This window comes from Providencia sp. 21OH12SH02B-Prov, from assembly GCF_027362595.1.
Lineage (GTDB): Bacteria > Pseudomonadota > Gammaproteobacteria > Enterobacterales > Enterobacteriaceae > Providencia > Providencia zhejiangensis.
In genome coordinates, this window is sequence record NZ_CP114796.1 from 3,800,531 (window position 1) to 3,820,410 (window position 19,880).

At 42.1% G+C, this 19,880-nt stretch carries 18 protein-coding genes; 5 read left to right on the plus strand and 13 right to left on the minus strand.

The window, feature by feature from the left end; translation table 11 throughout:
* Positions 1-42: 42 nt before the first annotated feature.
* From O7C57_RS17570 to ltnD, 5 genes are read right to left on the minus strand one after another with little or no spacing between them, the layout of a single operon-like run.
* A complete protein-coding gene (locus tag O7C57_RS17570; protein WP_004924695.1) occupies positions 43-810 on the minus strand; it encodes a DeoR/GlpR family DNA-binding transcription regulator in 768 nt (255 codons plus the stop codon).
* 12 nt (positions 811-822) lie between these two features.
* Positions 823-1,602 (minus strand): 2-oxo-tetronate isomerase, encoded by a 780-nt coding sequence (gene otnI / locus O7C57_RS17575; RefSeq protein ID WP_163860640.1) that lies wholly within the window; start codon positions 1,600-1,602, stop codon positions 823-825.
* Positions 1,603-1,612: 10 nt separating this feature from the next.
* Positions 1,613-2,254 carry an aldolase gene (locus O7C57_RS17580; RefSeq protein WP_154624660.1) on the minus strand — a complete coding sequence of 214 codons (642 nt, stop codon included), beginning with the start codon at positions 2,252-2,254 and terminating at the stop codon, positions 1,613-1,615.
* Positions 2,247-3,524 carry a 3-oxo-tetronate kinase gene (otnK, locus tag O7C57_RS17585; RefSeq protein WP_251465029.1) on the minus strand — a complete coding sequence of 426 codons (1,278 nt, stop codon included), beginning with the start codon at positions 3,522-3,524 and terminating at the stop codon, positions 2,247-2,249. Before otnK ends, O7C57_RS17580 begins: the two co-directional genes overlap by 8 nt.
* The gene (ltnD, locus tag O7C57_RS17590) at positions 3,521-4,429 is read right to left on the minus strand and encodes an L-threonate dehydrogenase (protein WP_154624658.1); all 909 of its coding nucleotides are present in this window, start codon (positions 4,427-4,429) and stop codon (positions 3,521-3,523) included. The genes otnK and ltnD overlap by 4 nt, the downstream gene beginning before the upstream one ends.
* Before the next feature lie 398 nt (positions 4,430-4,827).
* On the opposite strand from ltnD, the gene O7C57_RS17595 reads away from it, so the two are divergent.
* Positions 4,828-5,217 (plus strand): YidB family protein, encoded by a 390-nt coding sequence (locus tag O7C57_RS17595; RefSeq protein WP_163860638.1) that lies wholly within the window; start codon positions 4,828-4,830, stop codon positions 5,215-5,217.
* A 68-nt stretch (positions 5,218-5,285) separates the two neighbouring features.
* On the opposite strand, the gene metE is transcribed toward O7C57_RS17595, so the two are convergent.
* Positions 5,286-7,565, minus strand: a complete 2,280-nt coding sequence (gene metE / locus O7C57_RS17600) for a 5-methyltetrahydropteroyltriglutamate--homocysteine S-methyltransferase (RefSeq protein ID WP_163860637.1) — start codon at positions 7,563-7,565, stop codon at positions 5,286-5,288.
* A gap of 108 nt (positions 7,566-7,673) precedes the next feature.
* Between metE and metR the strand changes: the two genes are divergently transcribed.
* Positions 7,674-8,630, plus strand: a complete 957-nt coding sequence (gene metR, locus O7C57_RS17605) for an HTH-type transcriptional regulator MetR (RefSeq protein WP_154624655.1) — start codon at positions 7,674-7,676, stop codon at positions 8,628-8,630.
* Here metR and O7C57_RS17610 read toward each other — a convergent pair.
* The 3 genes from O7C57_RS17610 to O7C57_RS17620 all read right to left on the minus strand — a co-directional run bounded on the left by O7C57_RS17610 (position 8,560) and on the right by O7C57_RS17620 (position 12,689).
* Positions 8,560-9,414, minus strand: a complete 855-nt coding sequence (locus O7C57_RS17610) for a carboxylate/amino acid/amine transporter (protein ID WP_269723385.1) — start codon at positions 9,412-9,414, stop codon at positions 8,560-8,562. The two genes, metR and O7C57_RS17610, sit on opposite strands and share 71 nt — an antisense overlap.
* Before the next feature lie 17 nt (positions 9,415-9,431).
* Complete coding sequence (locus O7C57_RS17615) at positions 9,432-11,081, minus strand: Na+/H+ antiporter (RefSeq protein WP_154624653.1); 1,650 nt, start codon at positions 11,079-11,081, stop codon at positions 9,432-9,434.
* A gap of 261 nt (positions 11,082-11,342) precedes the next feature.
* A complete protein-coding gene (locus O7C57_RS17620; protein ID WP_154624652.1) occupies positions 11,343-12,689 on the minus strand; it encodes an NCS2 family permease in 1,347 nt (448 codons plus the stop codon).
* A gap of 732 nt (positions 12,690-13,421) precedes the next feature.
* Here O7C57_RS17620 and O7C57_RS17625 point away from each other — a divergent pair.
* Positions 13,422-14,119, plus strand: a protein-coding gene (locus O7C57_RS17625) for an IS1 family transposase (protein WP_269723143.1) whose coding sequence is annotated in 2 segments (ribosomal slippage) — positions 13,422-13,671 and positions 13,671-14,119 — 699 coding nt in all. Because the reading frame shifts where the segments join, the coding sequence is not laid out codon by codon here.
* A 156-nt stretch (positions 14,120-14,275) separates the two neighbouring features.
* Positions 14,276-15,808, plus strand: coding sequence for an ArnT family glycosyltransferase (locus O7C57_RS17630; RefSeq protein ID WP_269724002.1), 1,533 nt, complete (start codon positions 14,276-14,278; stop codon positions 15,806-15,808).
* A gap of 49 nt (positions 15,809-15,857) precedes the next feature.
* Here the strand turns inward: O7C57_RS17630 and O7C57_RS17635 are convergent, their stop codons facing one another.
* Positions 15,858-17,048: an MFS transporter gene (locus O7C57_RS17635; RefSeq protein ID WP_249999793.1), complete on the minus strand. Its 1,191-nt coding sequence runs from the start codon at positions 17,046-17,048 to the stop codon at positions 15,858-15,860.
* Between the two features lie 166 nt (positions 17,049-17,214).
* Positions 17,215-17,967 carry a sulfite exporter TauE/SafE family protein gene (locus O7C57_RS17640; RefSeq protein WP_163860635.1) on the minus strand — a complete coding sequence of 251 codons (753 nt, stop codon included), beginning with the start codon at positions 17,965-17,967 and terminating at the stop codon, positions 17,215-17,217.
* Between the two features lie 222 nt (positions 17,968-18,189).
* Between O7C57_RS17640 and O7C57_RS17645 the strand changes: the two genes are divergently transcribed.
* Positions 18,190-18,747: a helix-turn-helix domain-containing protein gene (locus O7C57_RS17645; protein WP_196714005.1), complete on the plus strand. Its 558-nt coding sequence runs from the start codon at positions 18,190-18,192 to the stop codon at positions 18,745-18,747.
* Here the strand turns inward: O7C57_RS17645 and O7C57_RS17650 are convergent.
* Both O7C57_RS17650 and ilvN read right to left on the minus strand, forming a co-directional pair.
* A complete protein-coding gene (locus O7C57_RS17650; protein ID WP_269723386.1) occupies positions 18,744-19,406 on the minus strand; it encodes a hypothetical protein in 663 nt (220 codons plus the stop codon). The two genes, O7C57_RS17645 and O7C57_RS17650, sit on opposite strands and share 4 nt — an antisense overlap.
* Before the next feature lie 189 nt (positions 19,407-19,595).
* The gene (gene ilvN / locus O7C57_RS17655) at positions 19,596-19,880 is read right to left on the minus strand and encodes an acetolactate synthase small subunit (RefSeq protein WP_004924476.1); all 285 of its coding nucleotides are present in this window, start codon (positions 19,878-19,880) and stop codon (positions 19,596-19,598) included.

Here is a 19,880-nt window from a genome sequence, read left to right on the forward strand (position 1 = left end):
AAATAGCCTATTTCTGGCTATTTATCATTAGGTAAGATTTATTTATGTCTTTATTAAATGAAGTTTTATATTTTGTTCTGTTATCCGCTGCACAGCATCGTTTGGTAGTTGATCGTCGCAAATGATGTCATGCAATTGATTGAGTGGACAAACACGAAACATACCGTATTTGCCAAATTTACTACTGTCAGAAACCAGCACACAGCGCCGAGCAACATCTAGTAGTGTTTGTTTTATCTGCACTTTTTCTTCATGGGGCGTAGAGACACCATGTAGTAAATCCCAAGAGCTTGTACTAATAAATGCCACATCAACATTTAACGTTTTCAGCATCATCGCTGCGGTATTACCAACACACGAATGATTGCGTTTATCGACTTGCCCTCCCGTGTGATAGAGATTGAGTTGCGATTTATTCATCAAATACTGCATGATCGAAAAATCGTTAGTCACAATTGTTAAATTAAACCGTTCACCTAACACACGAGCGATTTCAAATGTGGTCGTTCCCGCATCGAGATACACCACTTGCCCGTCTTCAACGAGCGATGAGGCAAATTTACCTATCTCACGTTTACTGCGATGGTGTAGACGCGCTTTTTCACTCCAAGGTAACTCTTGGCGTAACGCATCGTTTAAACGAACACCACCGCTGATTGCGACCACCTTCCCTTCTTCTTCGAGCATGCGAATATCACGTCTTACCGTCATATGTGACACATTCATCAGTTCAACCAAATCGTTGATCGAAACGGTTTGGTATTCATGAACGTAACGGTAAATAAAATCACGACGCTCTGAAGGGATCATAGGTTCTCCTGTTTATGACTGTGCTTGTTTCAGCCACCCTAAACCGTCTTCTGTGCGGCCCGCAGGATGATATTCACATCCCAGCCAACCTTGATAACCCATTTTGTCGAGTTGCTCGAAAATCCATGGGTAGTTGACTTCACCGCTATCAGGTTCGTGACGATAAGGCACTGAAGCTATCTGAATATGACTAAATTTACCCCATAAACGCTCAATTGTTTTCAATAAATCACCTTCCATGATTTGGCAGTGATAAAGATCCAACTGAATAAAGACGTTTTCACGAGCAATTTCAGGGAGTAAGGCTTCAGCTTGCTTCTGTGTCGTTAAGAAGTAGCCAGGCATATCACGCGTATTAATCGGTTCAATTAAGACGCGAATACCATGTTCTGCCATCACATCCGCTGCATATTGGATATTCTTGATAAAGCAGGCTCGCTGTTGCTCAGGCGTAAAGCGGGCATCGACTTTGCCGGCCATCGCATGCACTTGTTGACATCCTAATGCCTTAGCATAGTGCAATGCCGTATGAACGCCTTTTGCAAATTCATCTTCACGACCTGGTATCGATGCCATTCCGCGCTCACCAGCAGCCCAATCCCCCGCAGGCATATTGAACAGTGCTTGTGTTAATCCATGTTTCTTCAGCTCTTCCGCGATAGCTTCTGGCTGCTCTTCGTAAGGAAACAGATATTCAACGCCAGTAAAACCTGCCTGTGCGGCACGCTCAAAACGTTGGATAAAAGGAACCTCGTTAAACATCATACTGAGATTTGCTGCAAATTTAGCCATGTCTAGTGCCTCATTTCTTTGGATAACGGCTTTCTAGCTCGTTAACCTGCTCTTCAGTGAGTGTTGTAAAGCCTTGCTGACGTAGCGTGATATACAAACGAGCCGTATCTTCCAGTTCTTCCGCATTGAAGAAGGCTTGTCTTAATGTTTTACCGCCAACAACAGGCCCATGATTCGATAGCAATACCGCATTGTGGTTTGGTGCTAACTTTTCAATCTCTTCACCAATACGGTCATCCCCCGGTGGTAAATATTGAATCAAGGGTAGTTTGCCAACTCGCATCACATAATAAGGCGTGATCGGGGGTAAGCAGTTGCTGCTATCAAGTCCCGCTAAACACGATAACGCTGTTAGCCAAGGCGAATGTAAGTGCACCACGGCTTGGCAGTCTGGACGCTGTCGATACATCGCCATGTGCATAGAAACTTCTTTCGTTGGCTTATCTCCATCGATCCAGTTACCTTCTGCATCCAACTTACTCAATCTTTCTGGATCTAAATCACCAAAGCTTGAATTGGTTGGGGTAACAATAATGTTCCCATCGGGAAGTTTGGCACTGATGTTTCCGGCTCCACCACTGCTATAGCCGCGGTTAAACATCGATTTAGCCCAATCAGCCAGTTCTTGGCGTAGTGCCTGTTCTTCACTCATTAAACATCTCCTGTGCGTACTGGAAGAAATTCTCTTGGCCGAAATTACCCGATTTGAGTGCCAACCAGTGTCCGCTTGTTAAATCCTGAACCCATGGAACCCCAGGTGCGATTGGCGCACCAATGCTAAGCTGCTCTGTTCCTAGGCTTTGAACGACCTTGCCGGATGTTTCGCCACCCGCAATAATAAAAGTGTTATAACCTTGCGCTTGAAGAAGTTTTACCACTTCACCAAACACGTTTTCGACTGCACTACTCGCCACTTCTGCCCCATAATTTTCCTGAATTTTTTTCAGAATTTCAGGTGGTTGAGTCGCATAGAGTAAAGGGGCTAAACCAGTGATTTTTTGTTCTTGAACCCAATTCGCTAATTGCTGTGCATATTCTGGGTTAGCAATACACTCGCCCACATCAACAACTTTTGCAGGCGCGATTTGCTGGTAGCTTTGAACTTGTTTATTCGTCATCACTGAGCAGCTACCGGATAAAATAATGGTTTTACGGCCTTGGCTTGCAGGTATTTCACCACGGCTGCCACCCGCGCCCCATTCACAACCCGTATCCACATTTGCTAACGCAGCGCCAAGACCTGAGCCACCCGTTAGCAAAGGCATCTCTTTCACGGCTTTTGCGATAGGCAATAAATCATTCATTGTTAATGAATCAACAACGATATAGCTTGCCCCTTGCTCTGCTAAAGTCGCTAGGCGTTGCTTGATCAGCGCGTCACCTTGCTGAATATCAGGCAATGGAATTAACCCGGCTTTACCTTCAGACTGTTTTTCCATGACTCTGAGCAAGTTAGCATCTGTCATTGGTGTCACTGGGTGATGCTGCATGCCACTTTCATTGAGTAATTGGCCATTTACAAATAAATGACCATGAACAACGGTTCTGCCGTTTATTGGCAAGGCAGGACAAATCAATGCGACTTGCGTATCAAGCTGTTGCATCAATGCGTCAGTAACCGGTCCAATATTGCCTTTTTCTGTAGAATCAAAAGTGGAGCAATATTTAAAGAAAATCTGTTGGCAGTGAGCTTGCTGCTTTAACCAACGGCAGGCATTTAAGGATGCATTGATTGCGGTGTCGACAGGACAAGAACGGCTTTTTAGGCTGATAACAATCGCATCAACATCTTGTGGCACAGCCGTATTTTCATCCGGTTCATTCAATAGTTGAACGACACGCCAGCCGTTCTGTACCATAAATCCTGCAATGTCGGTTGCACCGGTAAAATCATCGGCGATCACACCTAATTTCACTGTCATACTTTTTTCTCCGGTAAAGCAATTCCTTTGAAAGTTTTGATCACCGCACTGTCATCTTGATGGCCAAAGCCTTCATGACTTGCAGAAATAAACATCTGATGAGCAGTTGCGGCAATAGGCAATGGGAAATTAAGTGCTTTTCCCGTTTCCATGACTAAACCTAAGTCTTTAACAAAAATATCCACAGACGATTTTGGCGTATAATCACCATCAAGAACATGCTGCATACGGTTTTCAAACATCCAAGAATTACCCGCAGCATGGGTGACGATGTCGTACATCATATTCAAATCGATACCTGCTTTAGCGGCTAACGCCATACTTTCCGCAGCAACAGCAATGTGTACGCCAGCCAGCAGTTGGTGGATTGTTTTCACCGTTGACCCTAGACCGACTTCATCACCAACGCGGTATAAGCGCTCAGATATCGCCGCAAAAATAGCGTTAAGTTGCTCAAATAATGCTGGTGCGCCTGACGCCATCACCGTTAACTTACCTTCCGCCGCTTTCAGCGCCCCCCCAGAAATAGGGGCATCCATTAGTGGTAATTGATATTGTTCTAAACGCTTAGCGATGCGCTTGGTTTGCTCAGCCGCTAACGTACTATGCAACACAATAATTGTGCCTGGATGTAACTGTTCTACGAGAGGTTTATCCCCTTCAAATAGAATAGCTTCAACTTGGCGACCATTAACGACCACTAAAAGTAAAGCCTGTAAGTCTTGAGCATATTCAGCAGCGTTTTGCCCCACCGCAACAGCGCCAGCCTGTTTTAAGGTTTGGCATGCATTTGGGCTAAGGTCAAAGCCATAGGTAGGAATATTATTTTTTATAAGGGATTGTGCGATCCCCATACCCATAGAACCGAGACCAATAACACCGACATTCTTAACGATATTTCCCATAACAACCCCTGATGTTGTTAATCTTTGTTATTGATGTGAATTCTCACATAACAAAATTCACAAACACATGATGAACATCACATTACGAACAAGATAAAAAACCAACAAATAAATTTTATGCAATTGATTTTTAATGTTTTATATTTTTTGGTAATTCACAAAACCATTCACAGCATAATGTGATAAAAAATGTGATATGAGTATGTTTTACACAGTTCAAGAATAAAAAAAGAAAATTTGTCATCTTTTCCATTCAGTTAAGTAGATATCGCATCATTTTTGATTGACGCTTTGCTGAAATTGACCAAAATAGCCGACGACTTAATTTTTTAGTGGTATTCCAAAGCTAACCATAGGCAGTTGGAGTCTACAACTTGATAAACGATGAGGAGCATTAGATGGGTTTGTTCGATCAACTGATCACCATGGTTGCCGGTGATAAAATGAGCCAGTTTCAATCTGTTATTGAATGGATTGATAAACAAGGTGGGTTAGCGGGTGTTGCCGATAAATTTAACCAACAAGGCTTAGGTGAGATTGTCCAATCATGGATCGGTAATGGTGAGAACCTACCTGTTAGTGTCAACCAATTAATCCAAGTATTCGGTAATTTAGATATCCAGCAGCTCGCTCAACAAGTAGGCTTCGACTCACAAGAAACAACCGAGTTAATCGCAAAATACCTCCCCAAACTCGTCAATCAAGCGACTCCTGAAGGCGTTTTACCAGAACATATTGATTTATCAGCAATCGGCATGAATATGCTAAAAGAAAAGCTGTTTGGTTAATACTGTCAAAAAATAGAAAAACGGTAGGGAATACGCTGTCTCACCTACCGTTTGTCATTGTTAAAGCCTTAGCTTTGGTATTCATTCCTCAGTTTTTTCGCCGCTTCAACCATGTTAGCTAATGATTGACGGGTCTCTGGCCAGCCTCTTGTTTTCAAGCCACAGTCAGGGTTAACCCACAGACGTTCAACCGGAACACGTTTTGCTGCTTTTCTCAGCAGAGCCACAATCCAATCGACATTTGGTACGTTGGGTGAGTGAATATCATAGACACCCGGTCCAATTTCATTGGGGTAGTCAAAGTCTTCAAAGGCGTCTAACAACTCCATATCAGAACGTGAAGTCTCTATCGTAATAACATCGGCATCCAGTGCAGCTATCGACTCCATGATGTCATTGAACTCGCAATAACACATATGAGTGTGGATCTGTGTCTCATCATCGGCTATTGCAGCACTCAGTTTGAAAGCATCAACAGCCCAATTTAAGTACTCTGCCCACTCATCCTTACGCAGTGGTAATCCTTCACGCAGTGCAGGTTCATCAATTTGAATAATGCCAATACCTGCTTTTTGTAAATCATCCACTTCATCCCGTAACGCTAACGCAATCTGTTTCGCGATCGTTTCACGGCTCACATCTTCACGTGGGAATGACCAGCACAGTATCGTGACAGGCCCTGTTAACATCCCTTTGACCGGTTTTTCAGTCAAGGATTGCGCATATTTCGCCCATTCAACTGTAATAGCTTCAGGACGACTAATATCACCAATGATCACTGGTGGTTTGACGCAACGTGAACCATAGCTTTGCACCCAGCCATTTTGAGTAAATACATAACCATCAAAATGCTCGCCGAAATATTCCACCATGTCATTACGTTCTGCTTCACCGTGCACCAGCACATCGATATCTAGCAGCTCTTGCTCTTTAATCGCTTGCTTAATGTGCTCGCTGATATTGGTACGGTAGTGCGTTTTGTCAACATTCCCTTTCTTGAAATCAAGGCGTAGCGTTCTAATTTCACTGGTTTGTGGGAACGAACCAATCGTTGTTGTTGGCCACAATGGTAGATTAAAACGCGTGCGCTGACGCTGTGCCCGTATTGGATATGCGCTATTACGCTCAACATCCCCTTCTCTAACCGCTTTCAAACGCTGTGCAACCGTTGCATTATTCACGCGTGTTGAGGTTTTACGCGCACGAATGGGGGCGCTGTATTGCTCCAACTCAGCAATATTGGCCTCTGTTGGCTCATTTAACGCTTTACTTAATAAAGCTAATTCACCGCATTTTTGTAAGGCAAATGCAAACCAGCTTTTCACCTCATCGTCCAAACGAGTCTCGTCGTTAAGATCGATTGGGCTATGTAACAATGAACAGGATGTACCAATCCATATTGGTCGTTGACCTAATAACGGTTTCACCCGTGCAAATTTTTCACCTAAATCAGCCTTCCATACGTTGCGCCCATTGATAATCCCAAGAGATAGCAGCCAATTTTGTGGTAATTGTTGATGCAGTTTTTCAATATCATCACGTCCAGCCACCACATCAACATGCAAACCTTGAATCGGCAGTTGTTTAATCAGGTCTAAATGATGACTAATGCCATCAAAATAAGTGGTTAGCAGTAAATTAGTTTTACCTGTAAGGGCTTGATAGGCGGTTTGATACGCGTGCTGCCACTCTATCGGTAAATCTAAAACCAAGGCCGGCTCATCGATTTGAACCCACTCGATCCCTTTTTGCGCCAGACGAGTCAGAATTTCTTCATAGACAGGCAATAAATCATTCAGCAAAGATAAACGATCGAATGATTCACCCTTCACTTTACCTAACCATAGATAGGTAATTGGGCCAATAACAACCGGTTTAATGTTATGACCTAATGCCAATGCTTCATCAACTTCATCAAATAGCTGCGTCCATGAAAGGCTAAATTTTTGCCCTTTTTGGAACTCGGGAACAATGTAGTGATAGTTGGTATTAAACCACTTAGTCATCTCTCCCGCTGCGGCTGGTTTTCCTGTTGGAGCACGGCCTCGTGCGACTCTAAACAGGGTATCTAAATCAATTGAGCCATCTTCATTTTGATGACGTGGTGGCACGTTGCCCAACAATAGGCTGGTTGTCAGCACTTGGTCATACCAAGCAAAATCACCAACAGGTAATAAATTCACTCCTGCCTCTTTTTGTTGTTGCCAGTGACGAGCCCGTAACTCACGTCCTGTCTCTAAAAGTGCGGCTTGATCAATCTTGCCTGCCCAATAATCTTCTTGTGCACGTTTTAGTTCTCTTTTCAGACCGACACGAGGAAATCCAAGTGTATGATTTATAACAGACATATTGCCCCCTTAAAATTTTTAGCCGTCTAGATGTTTACACATCTATAATCAACAGGTACTGTATAAAGCACAAGCGCAAATTATTCATTGTCATCTTGAAGGTTTCTCATGATTGAACTAAAACATCTAAAAACATTGCATGCGCTCAGCCAGCACGGTTCATTGGCGGCAGCTGCAACCTATTTGCATCAGACTCAGTCTGCTTTGTCACATCAGTTTAGTGACTTAGAGCACCGTTTGGGCTTTAAGCTATTTGTTCGTAAAAGCCAACCATTACGTTTTACTCCACAAGGGGAAGTCCTATTACAGTTAGCCCAGCAAATATTGCCTATGGTGAAGGATGCGATTCGTGTCTGTAATGAGCCAGGTGTCTCAACACTACGTATCGCCATTGAATGCCATAGTTGTATTCAGTGGCTCACTCCTGCATTACAACAATTTAGGCAAACATGGCCACAAGTTTCCGTCGATTTTAAATCAGGTGTGACTTTCGACCCGCAACCTGAATTACTGTCACGGGAACTGGATATCGTCTTAACGTCTGATATCTTGGCGGATAAAGAAATTCACTACACGCCACTATTTGATTATGAAGTGAAATTGATTGTGGCTAATGATCATCCTCTGGCAAGAAAGCCAATAATTGCTCCGCATGATCTGGCCGATGAGACTTTATTAATTTACCCCGTACAACGTCACCGTTTTGACGTATGGCGTCATTTCTTGCAACCAGCGGGCGTTTCACCAAGTGTTAAAACTGTCGATAACACACTGATATTGATTCAAATGGTTGCGGCAAAAATGGGAATAGCAGCATTGCCACATTGGGCTGTCGATTCCTTTGAAAAACAAGGTTTGATTAGCATTAAAACGCTAGGGAATGGATTATGGAGCAGGCTGTACGCTGCATGCCGTGAAGGAGAGCAACGCCAACCTGCTATTGAAGCTTTTACCAAAACCGCGACTAGTCACGCTGTTGATAATTTGTCTTATGTTAAGCCGGTGAAAGTATCCAGCGCCTATGTACCCACAGAGAAGCAACAATTAGGCTCGCTCCAATGGTAAAACTCAGCCAATCCGGATGTTGTTGCCAGATAGCAAAATTCACTAATAGCCCCGCTGGAACCATCATGTTATTCATGATAGCAAGGGTTCCAGCGTCTACCTTGGTCGCGCCATAGTTCCACATAAAATAGCCAATACCAGAAGCTGCTACACCTAACCACAGCAGAACGCCCCATTGCACATGGGTTGTTGGAACCATGGATTTATTACCGAATAAGAGCCAACCAACTAGCGCCACCAACGTTGCACCGAGATAGAACCAAGAAAAAGCCTGATGCTGAGGAATGGGATAGACCTCCATCAAGCGTTTATAACCTACCTGACCTATCGCGAAGAAAATATTGGCAAGTTGAACATAGATCAAGCCAATCCAAAATGACTCACTCAGGTGATCATAACGAATGATTGCAGCTCCGATCACGGCCAGCAATGAACTGAAGAGATAGCCTATGCGTAACTTTTGACGTTCCAATAGGTCATAAACTAGCGTCACATACAGTGGCGTCATGACCGTAAATAGCAAAAATTCAGCGACGGTAAGGTGCCGATATGCTTGGAAAACAAAAAAGTACATGATCCCCAGCTGACATGCGCCAACCGTCATATAGAGGGCAATCACTTTTTTTCCTAAGCCACGCCAACGTAAAAAAGGCAAAAAAACCAACGCCGCTAAAGATACGCGAATTAAAACAGATAACCAGCTATCGACTTGACCAGCAAGATATTCACCGATAAGACTAAAAGACGCTGCCCAAAGCAGCGTCGTTATAACAAGTAACCACATTATTGTATTGTTCTCAATTAATGCTCTTTTTCAATGAGTACGGCTTCTAATAAATCGAGGTCAGTCAGTAAAGATTGCAACGTTTCATTACTGATTTTACGTGTTGCACGTAAGTGATATAACTCACCTCGTTCGGCACGTAGTGCTGTTAATCTAAACCTGCGTTCCAGATCCTCAATTTGTAGATTATGCTCAATTTCATCCTGACCCGCGGTTCGGCGACGTAAATGCCCCGTTACCCTTGATGCGACCTCACTAATATCTTCCGGATCTAATTTTTCATCGACATCCGCGGATAAACGCTCTTCCATTTTATTCAAACTGACAATAGCCACTTCAGCCATTGCCGCTTTTGCCATGCGTATTTCGTTGATATCCGCTTCCTTGTCACTCACCTTAAAATTACGCAATAACAGTGGTAACGCGATCACACCAGCAAAAATCGAGAATAAAATAACCCCAGCAGCAATAAATACCAGCTGATAACGAGCAGGGAATGGTGAGCCATCACTTAAAAATAACGGCACTGACAACACACCCGCCAAGGTAATTGCCCCACGAACGCCCGCAAATGAAGCTAACCATAATTCACGCACTGTATAATTGGCGAACTGTAATGGCCTTTTCTTCAAAAACAGTCGGCTAAATCTTTTCATTAGCCATAGCCAACAAAAACGTAATATCAACAAAGCAAAATAGATAACCGCAACAGCCGCGAATAACATCCAAGTTTCTACACTCGGGTCTAATTCAGCTTGCAGTACAGAGGTTTCCCATATTCCCGGCAATTGCAATCCGAGCATGATAAACACCAGTCCGTTAAATACAAACTCAAGCATCGACCATACGCTGTCAGCACGTAGTCGCATTGCCAGAGGAGCATTACGGATCACACCAGATTTAGTGATCGTCATACCCGCAGCAACCGCTGCCAAAATGCCCGAAAAACCAATATGCTCAGCAATCATGTAGGAGGCAAAAGGCAGCAAGAGCATAAACACGATTTGCGTTGCGGGATCATCCCCACTCCAGCGGCTCATCAGTCTAAGCGATTTACTGTAAACCCAAGTCACGACGATACCGGACAATAATCCACCTATCGCAACTTTAAAGAACTCAATGGTCACACCGGAAACAGAGAATGCCATCGTTCCCATGGCAATCGCCACAGCAAACTTTAAAGCAACAAGGCCAGAAGCATCATTCATGAGAGCTTCACCTTCCAACACACTCATCATGCGTTTTGGAATTCGGCCTTTACCCACAATGGAAGAGAGGGCGACGGCATCCGTTGGTGAAAGAACAGCGGCAAGTGCAAATGCAGCAATTAATGGAATACCAGGCATCAGCCAGTAAATAAGATAACCAATCCCAACAACGGTCACCAATACCAGCACTAATACCAAAATGAAGATTTCGCGTCCATTTTGGAAAAATTCACGGGTTGGTGTTTTCCAGCCATCAACGAATAACAATGGTGGAATCAATAACACCATAAATAATTCAGGATCAAACGTGACATGCAAGCCAAACTGAGGCCAAGCCAATAACGCACCAATCGCAATTTGAATCAAGGGTAATGGAACACGAACAGGAATGACTTTTGTCACCACGCCTGAAACAGACACAGCCAAAATTAAGATGAGGATAGTAAAGAAAATTTCCATGTTGCCCTTACTGATTAACTAAACGAACCAAGACCCAAATATGACCCGTCGTAGCAGAATATTAGGTAGCTCGTCAGGCCATAAAATTTTTCAGTAAAGCCAGCAACTCGTGAAAACCTGCGGGTTTCACATGATTTACCGCCTTTTATCTATTCTATCCTTAACTCACTACTCGGCGGGAAAATAATTCAAACTTTAAGATTAATCGCGATAATACATTAGGGGGCGGCTAACGAGCCCTCCCCCACAGAATAACAAATCTTAAATAGCTAGATCAGCAGCATAAAAAGCTACCAAAAGAACGGCAATCACGACGGTACCGATATTTAGCTTACGCCATTCGCCAGCAAAAATACGGCCGATTACCAGCGCTGCAAAGCCCAACATAATACCGGTGACAATATTACATGTCAGAACAATAAATACCGCACACAATAGGCCTGACATCGAATCGACAAAGTCATCAAAGTCGAGTTTAGACACATTACTGAGCATCAGTAAGCCAACGTACATTAAAGCGGGAGCCGTCGCATAAGCGGGAACTAAATAAGACAGTGGCGATAAAAACAGAATGAACAGGAATAACACACCAACGACAACAGCGGTCAAACCTGTGCGTCCACCAGCTGCCGTTCCTGCCGCTGACTCAATATAAACGGCAGCAGGAGAAGCACCAATTGCACCAGCAAAGATACTGCTCACCGAATCGGCTGTTAATGCCTTACCACCATTAATAATTTGCCCCTCTTTATCAAGCAAATTCGCTTGACCTGCAACAGCGCGAATTGTTCCCGTTGCATCAAAGACGGCAGTCATCACTAAAGCTAATAAACTCGGTAACACAATTGGCTGTAATGCACCCATAATATCCATATTAAATATCAGTGATAAACCATCCTCCCCGAAAGAAGGCAGTTTAAAGAAACCTTGATATTTAACGGCGGGATCAAAGATCAACCCAATAATAGAGATAGCGATAATGACCAGTAAAACACCACCGGGTACACGACGCTTTTCCAGACCAAAGATAACGGCTAAGCCCGCTAATGAGATTAAAACAGGAAAAGAGGTGAAATCCCCCAGTGCTACAGGTAGGCCTGCGTTTGGATTTTTAATCACCAGCCCTACCCCATTGGCAGCAATCAGCAGTAAAAATAGCCCGATACCGATCCCTGTCCCATGCGCAATGCCCATTGGCATATTACGAAGGATCCAACTGCGAATGCCTGTCACTGAAATAATGGTGAATAAACACCCCATTAAGAATACGGCACCAAGCGCAACAGGGATGCTAATATTTTGCCCCAACACCAAACTAAATGCCGTAAATGCGGTTAGTGAAATAGCACACCCGATTGCCATTGGGAGATTAGCCCATAGCCCCATTAATAATGAGCCAAAACCAGCAACTAAACAGGTCGCAATAAACACTGCGGTAGGAGGGAAACCTGCCTGCCCTAACATGCCAGGCACAACAATAACGGAGTAAACCATTGCTAAAAACGTCGTTAACCCAGCAATGATTTCACGGCGAACCGAAGAGCCACGCGCGGAAATTTTAAAAAATTTATCCAATTTGCAATTGGTTGAAGCCTGTTGGCCAGACATGGAGATACTCCTGCTAAACATAACTAAAAGCGCCAAATTCCGCTCACGAAAACGATTACTTTTAAAAAAAAACTCATAAGCCAAGTCATTCACTTAATGAAGAGTGATTTTACGCAATCGTTTGGCTTTATGGTCGAAATGGCAGATTCTGAAGCGGGCAATTATCAATCTAAACAGGTGTACTGATCAAGTGTTTTCGAATTTAAGCAGCAGATAGCGTGCAGCAAAGCAAACTTAACGTAAATTTTTAGTCTTTCTTTCTTCCTCGATATTATTGATAGCTAAATGCAATGGCTACGTGACCTCTTCCGACTTTAATAACGTTAAGAAATAGACCCCATTCAATAAACTACTAATAGATTTTACTCTCGTTTAGCTGTAGTTAATAAATGCTTTGTTAGAGTTAAATTCTATTTTGTTAATAATAACAAGATAAATTAATTTCAATTAATGAGGTTTTAATTTTCATTAACCGCATTTATTACCAAAAATGTAACGCTGCAAAAAATATAATCACACCTTCAAAAAGTAAATAAAAATTAACTTTTATTTCATAATGTTAACAAGATTCATTTATAACAGTTTATTTTTATTTATTAGGTTAAAATTAAACATTACGCCGAGCTATTAATTATTGGAATATATTTACTGTAAACAATGTATAAAAAATTAGGTCATGTATTCAATCTGGTGATTAATCTGTAATATAGGGTAATTTATCGGAGAATATTCATGGCTAAAGTCGATGTAAGGTGCCCATTTTGTCAACAAACTCCCTCAGTGAAAAAACATGGCCTAGGGAGTACAGGTCATCAACGTTATCGTTGTCAAGACTGCTGCCGAAGCTTCCAACTCGACTATGAATATCGTGCCTGCCAGCCCGGTACCAAAGATAAAATTATCGACCTAACGATGAATAATGCCGGTATTCGTGATACCGCTAGAGCCCTTCATATCAGCATTAATGCGGTTGTTCGCACTTTAAAAAACTCTCGCCGAAGCAGGTAACCTCTTTACCCCTTGATAATCTGCACATTGAACTCCTTTGCGAAGTCGATGAACAGTGGTCTTTTGTGGGTAATAAGAAGCAACAACGCTGGCTTTGGTATGCGTGGGAGCCCCGCCTAAAACGGATAATTGCTCATACGTTTGGTCGTCGAAACAAAAGGACTCTTCACCAGTTACTGGCTTTACTGTCTAGGTTTAATGTGGCTTTTTGGTGCACGGATAAGTTCAGTGCTTATGAGATATTGCCCAAGCAGAAACATGTGGTAAGTAAGTTTTATACGCAACGAATAGAAAGAGAGAATTTGAACCTGAGAAACCGCTTGAAGCGCCTTAACCGTAAGACGTTAGGTTACTCGAAGTCACCTGAAATGCATGACAAAATCATCGGTACATTCATTGAACGCGAATACTACCTATTATGATGATCTCTATATTGAATACACGACCAAAAATTATCCCCTAAACAATTATCACTAACTTTATTTATTGGCTTCCTGGTTATTTATCTTTTGCCCGGTATTTATGGGCATACGCCATGGAAGCAAGATGAGAACTATAGCTTTGGTATCATCCAAACCATGTTCGAAACCAATAACTGGTTAGTGCCTACCAATGCGGGCGAACCTTTTATGGAAAAGCCCCCTCTGTACTACTGGGTCGCGACGCTCACTTCACATTTGCTGTCTGGCTTAATGCCGCTTCACGATGCTGCCCGTAGTGCTACTCTATTGTTTTCAGTGGTTAATTTTTCATTTTTTATTTTGCTAGCACGTCGCGCTTTCCATGCAGCAGACATTGGGGATAAACGTATTTGGGTGGCTTTCGCACTCTATGTTTGTGCTCCCGGTATTTTAAGACATAGCCATGACATGTTCACGGATATTGCATTGGTGACAGGAGCAACCATTGGTTTATATGGCATTTTAGGGCTGATACGCCAAGAAAAAGTTGTCGCATCCGCATGTTGGCTTATGGCTGGTACGGCTATTACCCTGTTATCAAAAGGCGTATTTGTACCTGGTGTCTTATGGATCAGCTTACTACTTACGCCTATTTTCCTACCGCATTGCCGGCAAAAAACATTCTGGTTACCCGCCATCATCGCGGGCCTTTGCTCACTGATCTTTATTTTACCTTGGCCTATCTTATTATATTTGCAACACCCAGATCTTTTTATCACTTGGTTTTGGGAAAATAACATTGGACGATTTTTAGGTTTTTCCGTTGAAAAATTAGGCGCTAAGGCTAACTTAACACGCGTGCCAGCATCTGTCCTTTTATTTGCCTTTCCTTCTGGAATACTGGCAACCCTTTATTTTTTAAGGAACCCTTTAAAACGATTACGCAATCACAATGAGTATTTAGTCACAATATTCCCATTACTGGGAATTGTATTTTTACAGATGTCAGCAACAGGTAGAGCACTTTATTTATTACCTTTTATCGCTCCATTGGCTATTTTAGGTACAAATACACTGTTTTCTATTCCAGAGAGAGCATTACGCTATTTTTCATATTTTGCGGCAACATTCTGGTCTGCACTGATTATTTTTCTTTGGGTTTGCTACGTGATCGCGCTTTCTGGCCATGCTGAAACTTGGCTTCAGTTTTTTAGTCAATGGCTTCCCATGAGCTACCACCTGCCATTTTCAGCGTTGACTTTGGTGGCTGCAACGCTTCTCACTGCTATTTGGTTTTTACGTGGTACCTTCCTCAGCCAACAAATAACATTGCGAGCCATACAGAACTGGGCATTAGGCATGTGTATTGTTTGGGGGGTCACGTTCACCTTATTTGTAGGTTGGATTGACTATGCCAAAGGATTTGAAAAAGTATTTGTCGATTTAGCGCAACAGCTAGATGATCATTATCATGATAATGACTGTATGGCCTCGGATAATATAGGCGAATCTGAAGCCCCTATGCTGTACTACTACACCAACATTCTGCATCAGCGACAAGATCGCTTTGAAAAACCAGCGCATTGCCGCTGGCTGATTGTATTATCAAAACAGGTTAAACCAGCACCATCTGGTATGACATTATTTTGGACAGATCATCGCCCCGATGAATTTACCGAAAATTTAGTCGTGTATAAGAGTGTTGAATAGATAAGTCACATTTCTGTGCCAGTTCAGACAACTGGCACAGAAAGCCAGTTTAGACTCGCTGAGTCGCCTGTGCGCTATATTTCTCACGGGTAAACCAGAGGAATGCCGCTGCAATAAGAATTAGGAGAACGGGCAGCCCTGATGGTGAAATCGATGTCGCTACGCCAGCTAATAATGGTCCAGAAAGGTTACCAATTCCCCATAGCATTGCTGCTGCCGCATTGGCGATAATGAGGTCATTGCCACGAAAATATTGTCCAATTTGCACAAGAGCAATTGTGTAAATCGCCCCTGCCGTTGCGCCTAAGACAAACAACAGTAACCAAATTAAGACGTTATGAGTAATCAGTAATGGCAACAAGCAACTTGCACCAAACGTGACAATGCCGCAAATTCGGTATAATTTTTCACGATTCATATGATCAGCGAGCCAACCAAACGGCATTTGCATAATGGCATCCCCCGCCAATATTGCACTAATCATCATTGCTGCAATCGCTTCGGTATGCCCCATCCCCATCCCATAGATAGGAAATATTGACAAAATGGTGCCATCAAAAAAGGCAAAAAACAGGATACCCGCACAAATACCGGGTGCAAATTTCACAAATTGAATAATAGAAAAACGAGACTCACTTGCCGTGGCTGAAATATGGTCTCCCACCTTTTGTTCCATCGCTAAAAATAGTGCGATGGATATAAGATGGAGCAAAGTACAAATGAGTAAAGGTGACTTATCTTCAACCCCGTAATAAGCAATAAAAGAAGGACCAAGTAGCTGGCTTACAGTAAATACCGTTGTATAAATAGCCAATATTCGACCCCGCTTATTTTCAGGAGAAAGCTCATTAATCCACGTTTCTCCTAAACAGATAAGTACACCACTCGCAAGTCCTGTAATCAGGCGTAATGGGAAAAGTAACCACAATGGCAACGTGCTGAGCAACGGTAATAAACTCATAGCCGAAACAACCGTGGCAAATAACATCGCCTGCCGCTTTCCACACCAATGCACAATACGCTGAACAACCGGTGCGATTAAAAACATACCTAAGGCAGGTGCAGCAGAAATAATACCGATATATAACTCACCAACACCATAGCTATTTAATCGCAGTGCGACCATTGGAATACTGAGTCCAATGACAATACCAATCACTGCGATACTGGTCGTGATCGTAAAAATAGCAAATGAAGGGGTACGACGAAAATATTGAAAACGCTGATGATCAGAGCTCATTTTGATATTCATTGCTTCCGTTATGAAGCATCCATTTTAAACACTATTAGTTAGGGTTAGTTTTGACATAAAAACCCATCATCATCATAACTAACAAAAGATGACAAAAGGCGCTCGTATCATAAACTATATTTTGTACTGATAGTTTTTTATTTTTGGGCACCGATTATAAAATGAAAAAATAACGATATAACAAAGCAACACCTGAAATTAAAATAATAACATTAATAATTTTAAGGAACGTATCACGGGATATTTTCAGTGTAATATGGCGCCCAACCCAGATTCCTATTAGCATAGCGGGAGAAAAAGCTAGCGCCATCAAAATAATATCCATATTGACATAAACACCCATCACTAAAAATATAATAACACGTGTCAATGTACTAAAACCGATTAAGGTCATCTGGGTGATGCGAAATCGCTGTTTATCTGCGATGCGGCTTGATAAATACATAGCATAAATAAAACCACCACTACCAAATAAGGCACTAAAAACCCCACCGATTAAGCTGAAAGGCACAACAAATGCTTTTGACAAATGTGGCTGGGCTTTCTTTGAAAAGAACGTATTCAGTACATAAAAAATAACAAATATACCCAACAGTAAAATCAGGATATCAGGACGCGTTTTCAATAGAATGGCAGCCCCAATTAAACTCCCCACTATCATCAATGGAATAATCCATTTAATTTCATGATAGTCCGCGTTTTTACCATCTTTAACAAGGTTGATTAATGCCGCGGTTAAGTCAATAAGGGCAAGAGTCGGCACAATCATATTTAAAGGAAGATACATCGCTAATACTGGAGTGGCGACTAACGCAGAACCAAAGCCAGCCATCCCAAAGACCAAATAAGCGCACAGTAAAGTAAAAAAGCAGATTGCCATCTCTGGAGATAAAATATCAAACGGCATAGTGAATCTCTACAAGGGTATTTTGTTCACTATAATTTCTTCTGAAAAAATAAAAAAGTCCTGTTTGATAGAATGTGAAACCTTATTTATTTATCAAACACGTTAATTTTCACACTTCGAGATTATTGCCAAAATATTATGCCTTCGTCAGTACATTTCTGACATAATGTTGCTATGATGCTAGAATTAATAGCATAAATTAATTTTCAGGGAAGACAGCATATGGATAAAAAAATCAATATTAAAATTGGTCAAAAAGTACGCCATCTGAGGCAAGCACGAAATTTATCCCTGAATGAACTTGCACGCCTATCAGGCATTTCAAAAGCCGCGCTCTCTAAATTAGAATCGGGTGATTCCAACCCTCGCGTTGATACGCTAGAAGCTATTGCCATTGCATTACGTTTCCCTCTGAGCGATTTATTTGCATTACAGCATGAAACTTACCCCTATTTCGTCAAATCCTCCCCCCTACAAGGCGATTATTCACAGCTCTTTAAATTTCGGATCAATATGGGCAATATTTCTGAGATATGGCAGCTAAAAATGAAACGTGGCGCCATCATTAATAGTCCAGCTCACATGAGTGGAACCCATGAACACATCATGATGCATACAGGGTCATTGATGCTACGTTTAAAAAACGACCAGACAGTACTACTAGAAGAAGGCGATTTTTATGCTTTTAGCTGTGACTTTCCCCATTCCTACCTCTGCATGGAAGGGGAATTAAATGCAACCGTCGTCATGACCTACTCTCACCTCAGTGACAGTATTTAATGCTCGATATGCTTCGCGTCGTAACTGATCCGCAGTATGCCTTTTTTATACTTCATTGATTTAATTGAAAACTGTTCAATTTTACCAAGTGATGCGACATGCGTACCACCGCATGGCACCTCATCACCTTCAGAAACACCACAAAGCCGTAACGTATCGCGTTGCCCGATTAATACAGGTGAATCATCACTGATAGATTGATTCACTAGCATTTCTATTTGCTTATCATCAAGTTGCTCGATAGGTGTGGCGTTATCTCCGATGGCGCTGAATTCAACCCGTGACTCATTAGGAAAGTGATGCCCTTTTTGTCCCTGCCAACCAAAACGTGACATAACCCAACTCAGCAAGTGTCCTGTAGTATGTAAAGCGGCATGGTGTTGACGCTGCGCCTTATCAACACGGGCAATAACGGTATCACCACTCTGCAAATCTTGGTTTGAGTTTAAATAAGCAATAATTAATCCATTCGAGTGTTTCTTAATACGAACAGGCTCATCATTAATCCAACCAATATCTGCTGGCTGCCCTCCTCCTTGAGGATGAAAGATATTCTCCGTCAATGCCGCCCATTGCCCGTCATCATCATGACCCGACTCGAGAATAGTGGTTTTAATTTCATAGAGATAAGTATCAGTAAGATAAATATTGTTTTGCATAAAAATAATCCACTTATAGATAACAGCTTTATGATGTGATGTTGAAATTGTTATATCATCATTGTTCACTTTAAGAAACAACTAGTAACTAAAACAAACAAATGTACTTAAATTGTATCCATAAGCCAGATAAAAAATTCAACCTACACCGTGATGTAGGTTGAATAGACATGCCGTTGTTATTAAGCGTTATTGCAGATAATTTTGCATGGTCTCAAATAACCTTAAATCGTCGCTAAAACGAACTTCACGAACGTCTTCTAATTTTTCAACTTGATTGACCATTTGAGATAAGCGTTCGTCTTTTTGGACTAACAGCCAAATACGGCTTTCATCTTTATCTTTTATTGGCATACATAGGATGCCATCCACATTAAATGCTCGGCGCGCAAACAAACCACAAATATGTGACATGACGCCAGGGTGGTTACGGACAATAAGTTCTAACGCGATAGGATGATGTTCAAAAACCAT

Excerpts from the sequence above, each read along its gene's own strand:
- O7C57_RS17570 (WP_004924695.1), bottom strand. The coding sequence starts at position 810 with ATGATCCCTTCAGAGCGTCGTGATTTTATTTACCGTTACGTTCATGAA.
- otnI (WP_163860640.1), bottom strand. The coding sequence starts at position 1,602 with ATGGCTAAATTTGCAGCAAATCTCAGTATGATGTTTAACGAGGTTCCT.
- O7C57_RS17580 (WP_154624660.1), bottom strand. The coding sequence starts at position 2,254 with ATGAGTGAAGAACAGGCACTACGCCAAGAACTGGCTGATTGGGCTAAA.
- otnK (WP_251465029.1), bottom strand. The coding sequence starts at position 3,524 with ATGACAGTGAAATTAGGTGTGATCGCCGATGATTTTACCGGTGCAACC.
- ltnD (WP_154624658.1), bottom strand. The coding sequence starts at position 4,429 with ATGGGAAATATCGTTAAGAATGTCGGTGTTATTGGTCTCGGTTCTATG.
- O7C57_RS17595 (WP_163860638.1), top strand. The coding sequence starts at position 4,828 with ATGGGTTTGTTCGATCAACTGATCACCATGGTTGCCGGTGATAAAATG.
- metE (WP_163860637.1), bottom strand. The coding sequence starts at position 7,565 with ATGTCTGTTATAAATCATACACTTGGATTTCCTCGTGTCGGTCTGAAA.
- metR (WP_154624655.1), top strand. The coding sequence starts at position 7,674 with ATGATTGAACTAAAACATCTAAAAACATTGCATGCGCTCAGCCAGCAC.
- O7C57_RS17610 (WP_269723385.1), bottom strand. The coding sequence starts at position 9,414 with ATGTGGTTACTTGTTATAACGACGCTGCTTTGGGCAGCGTCTTTTAGT.
- O7C57_RS17615 (WP_154624653.1), bottom strand. The coding sequence starts at position 11,081 with ATGGAAATTTTCTTTACTATCCTCATCTTAATTTTGGCTGTGTCTGTT.
- O7C57_RS17620 (WP_154624652.1), bottom strand. The coding sequence starts at position 12,689 with ATGTCTGGCCAACAGGCTTCAACCAATTGCAAATTGGATAAATTTTTT.
- O7C57_RS17630 (WP_269724002.1), top strand. The coding sequence starts at position 14,276 with ATGTTCGAAACCAATAACTGGTTAGTGCCTACCAATGCGGGCGAACCT.
- O7C57_RS17635 (WP_249999793.1), bottom strand. The coding sequence starts at position 17,048 with ATGAGCTCTGATCATCAGCGTTTTCAATATTTTCGTCGTACCCCTTCA.
- O7C57_RS17640 (WP_163860635.1), bottom strand. The coding sequence starts at position 17,967 with ATGCCGTTTGATATTTTATCTCCAGAGATGGCAATCTGCTTTTTTACT.
- O7C57_RS17645 (WP_196714005.1), top strand. The coding sequence starts at position 18,190 with ATGGATAAAAAAATCAATATTAAAATTGGTCAAAAAGTACGCCATCTG.
- O7C57_RS17650 (WP_269723386.1), bottom strand. The coding sequence starts at position 19,406 with ATGCAAAACAATATTTATCTTACTGATACTTATCTCTATGAAATTAAA.
- ilvN (WP_004924476.1), bottom strand. The coding sequence starts at position 19,880 with ATGGTTTTTGAACATCATCCTATCGCGTTAGAACTTATTGTCCGTAAC.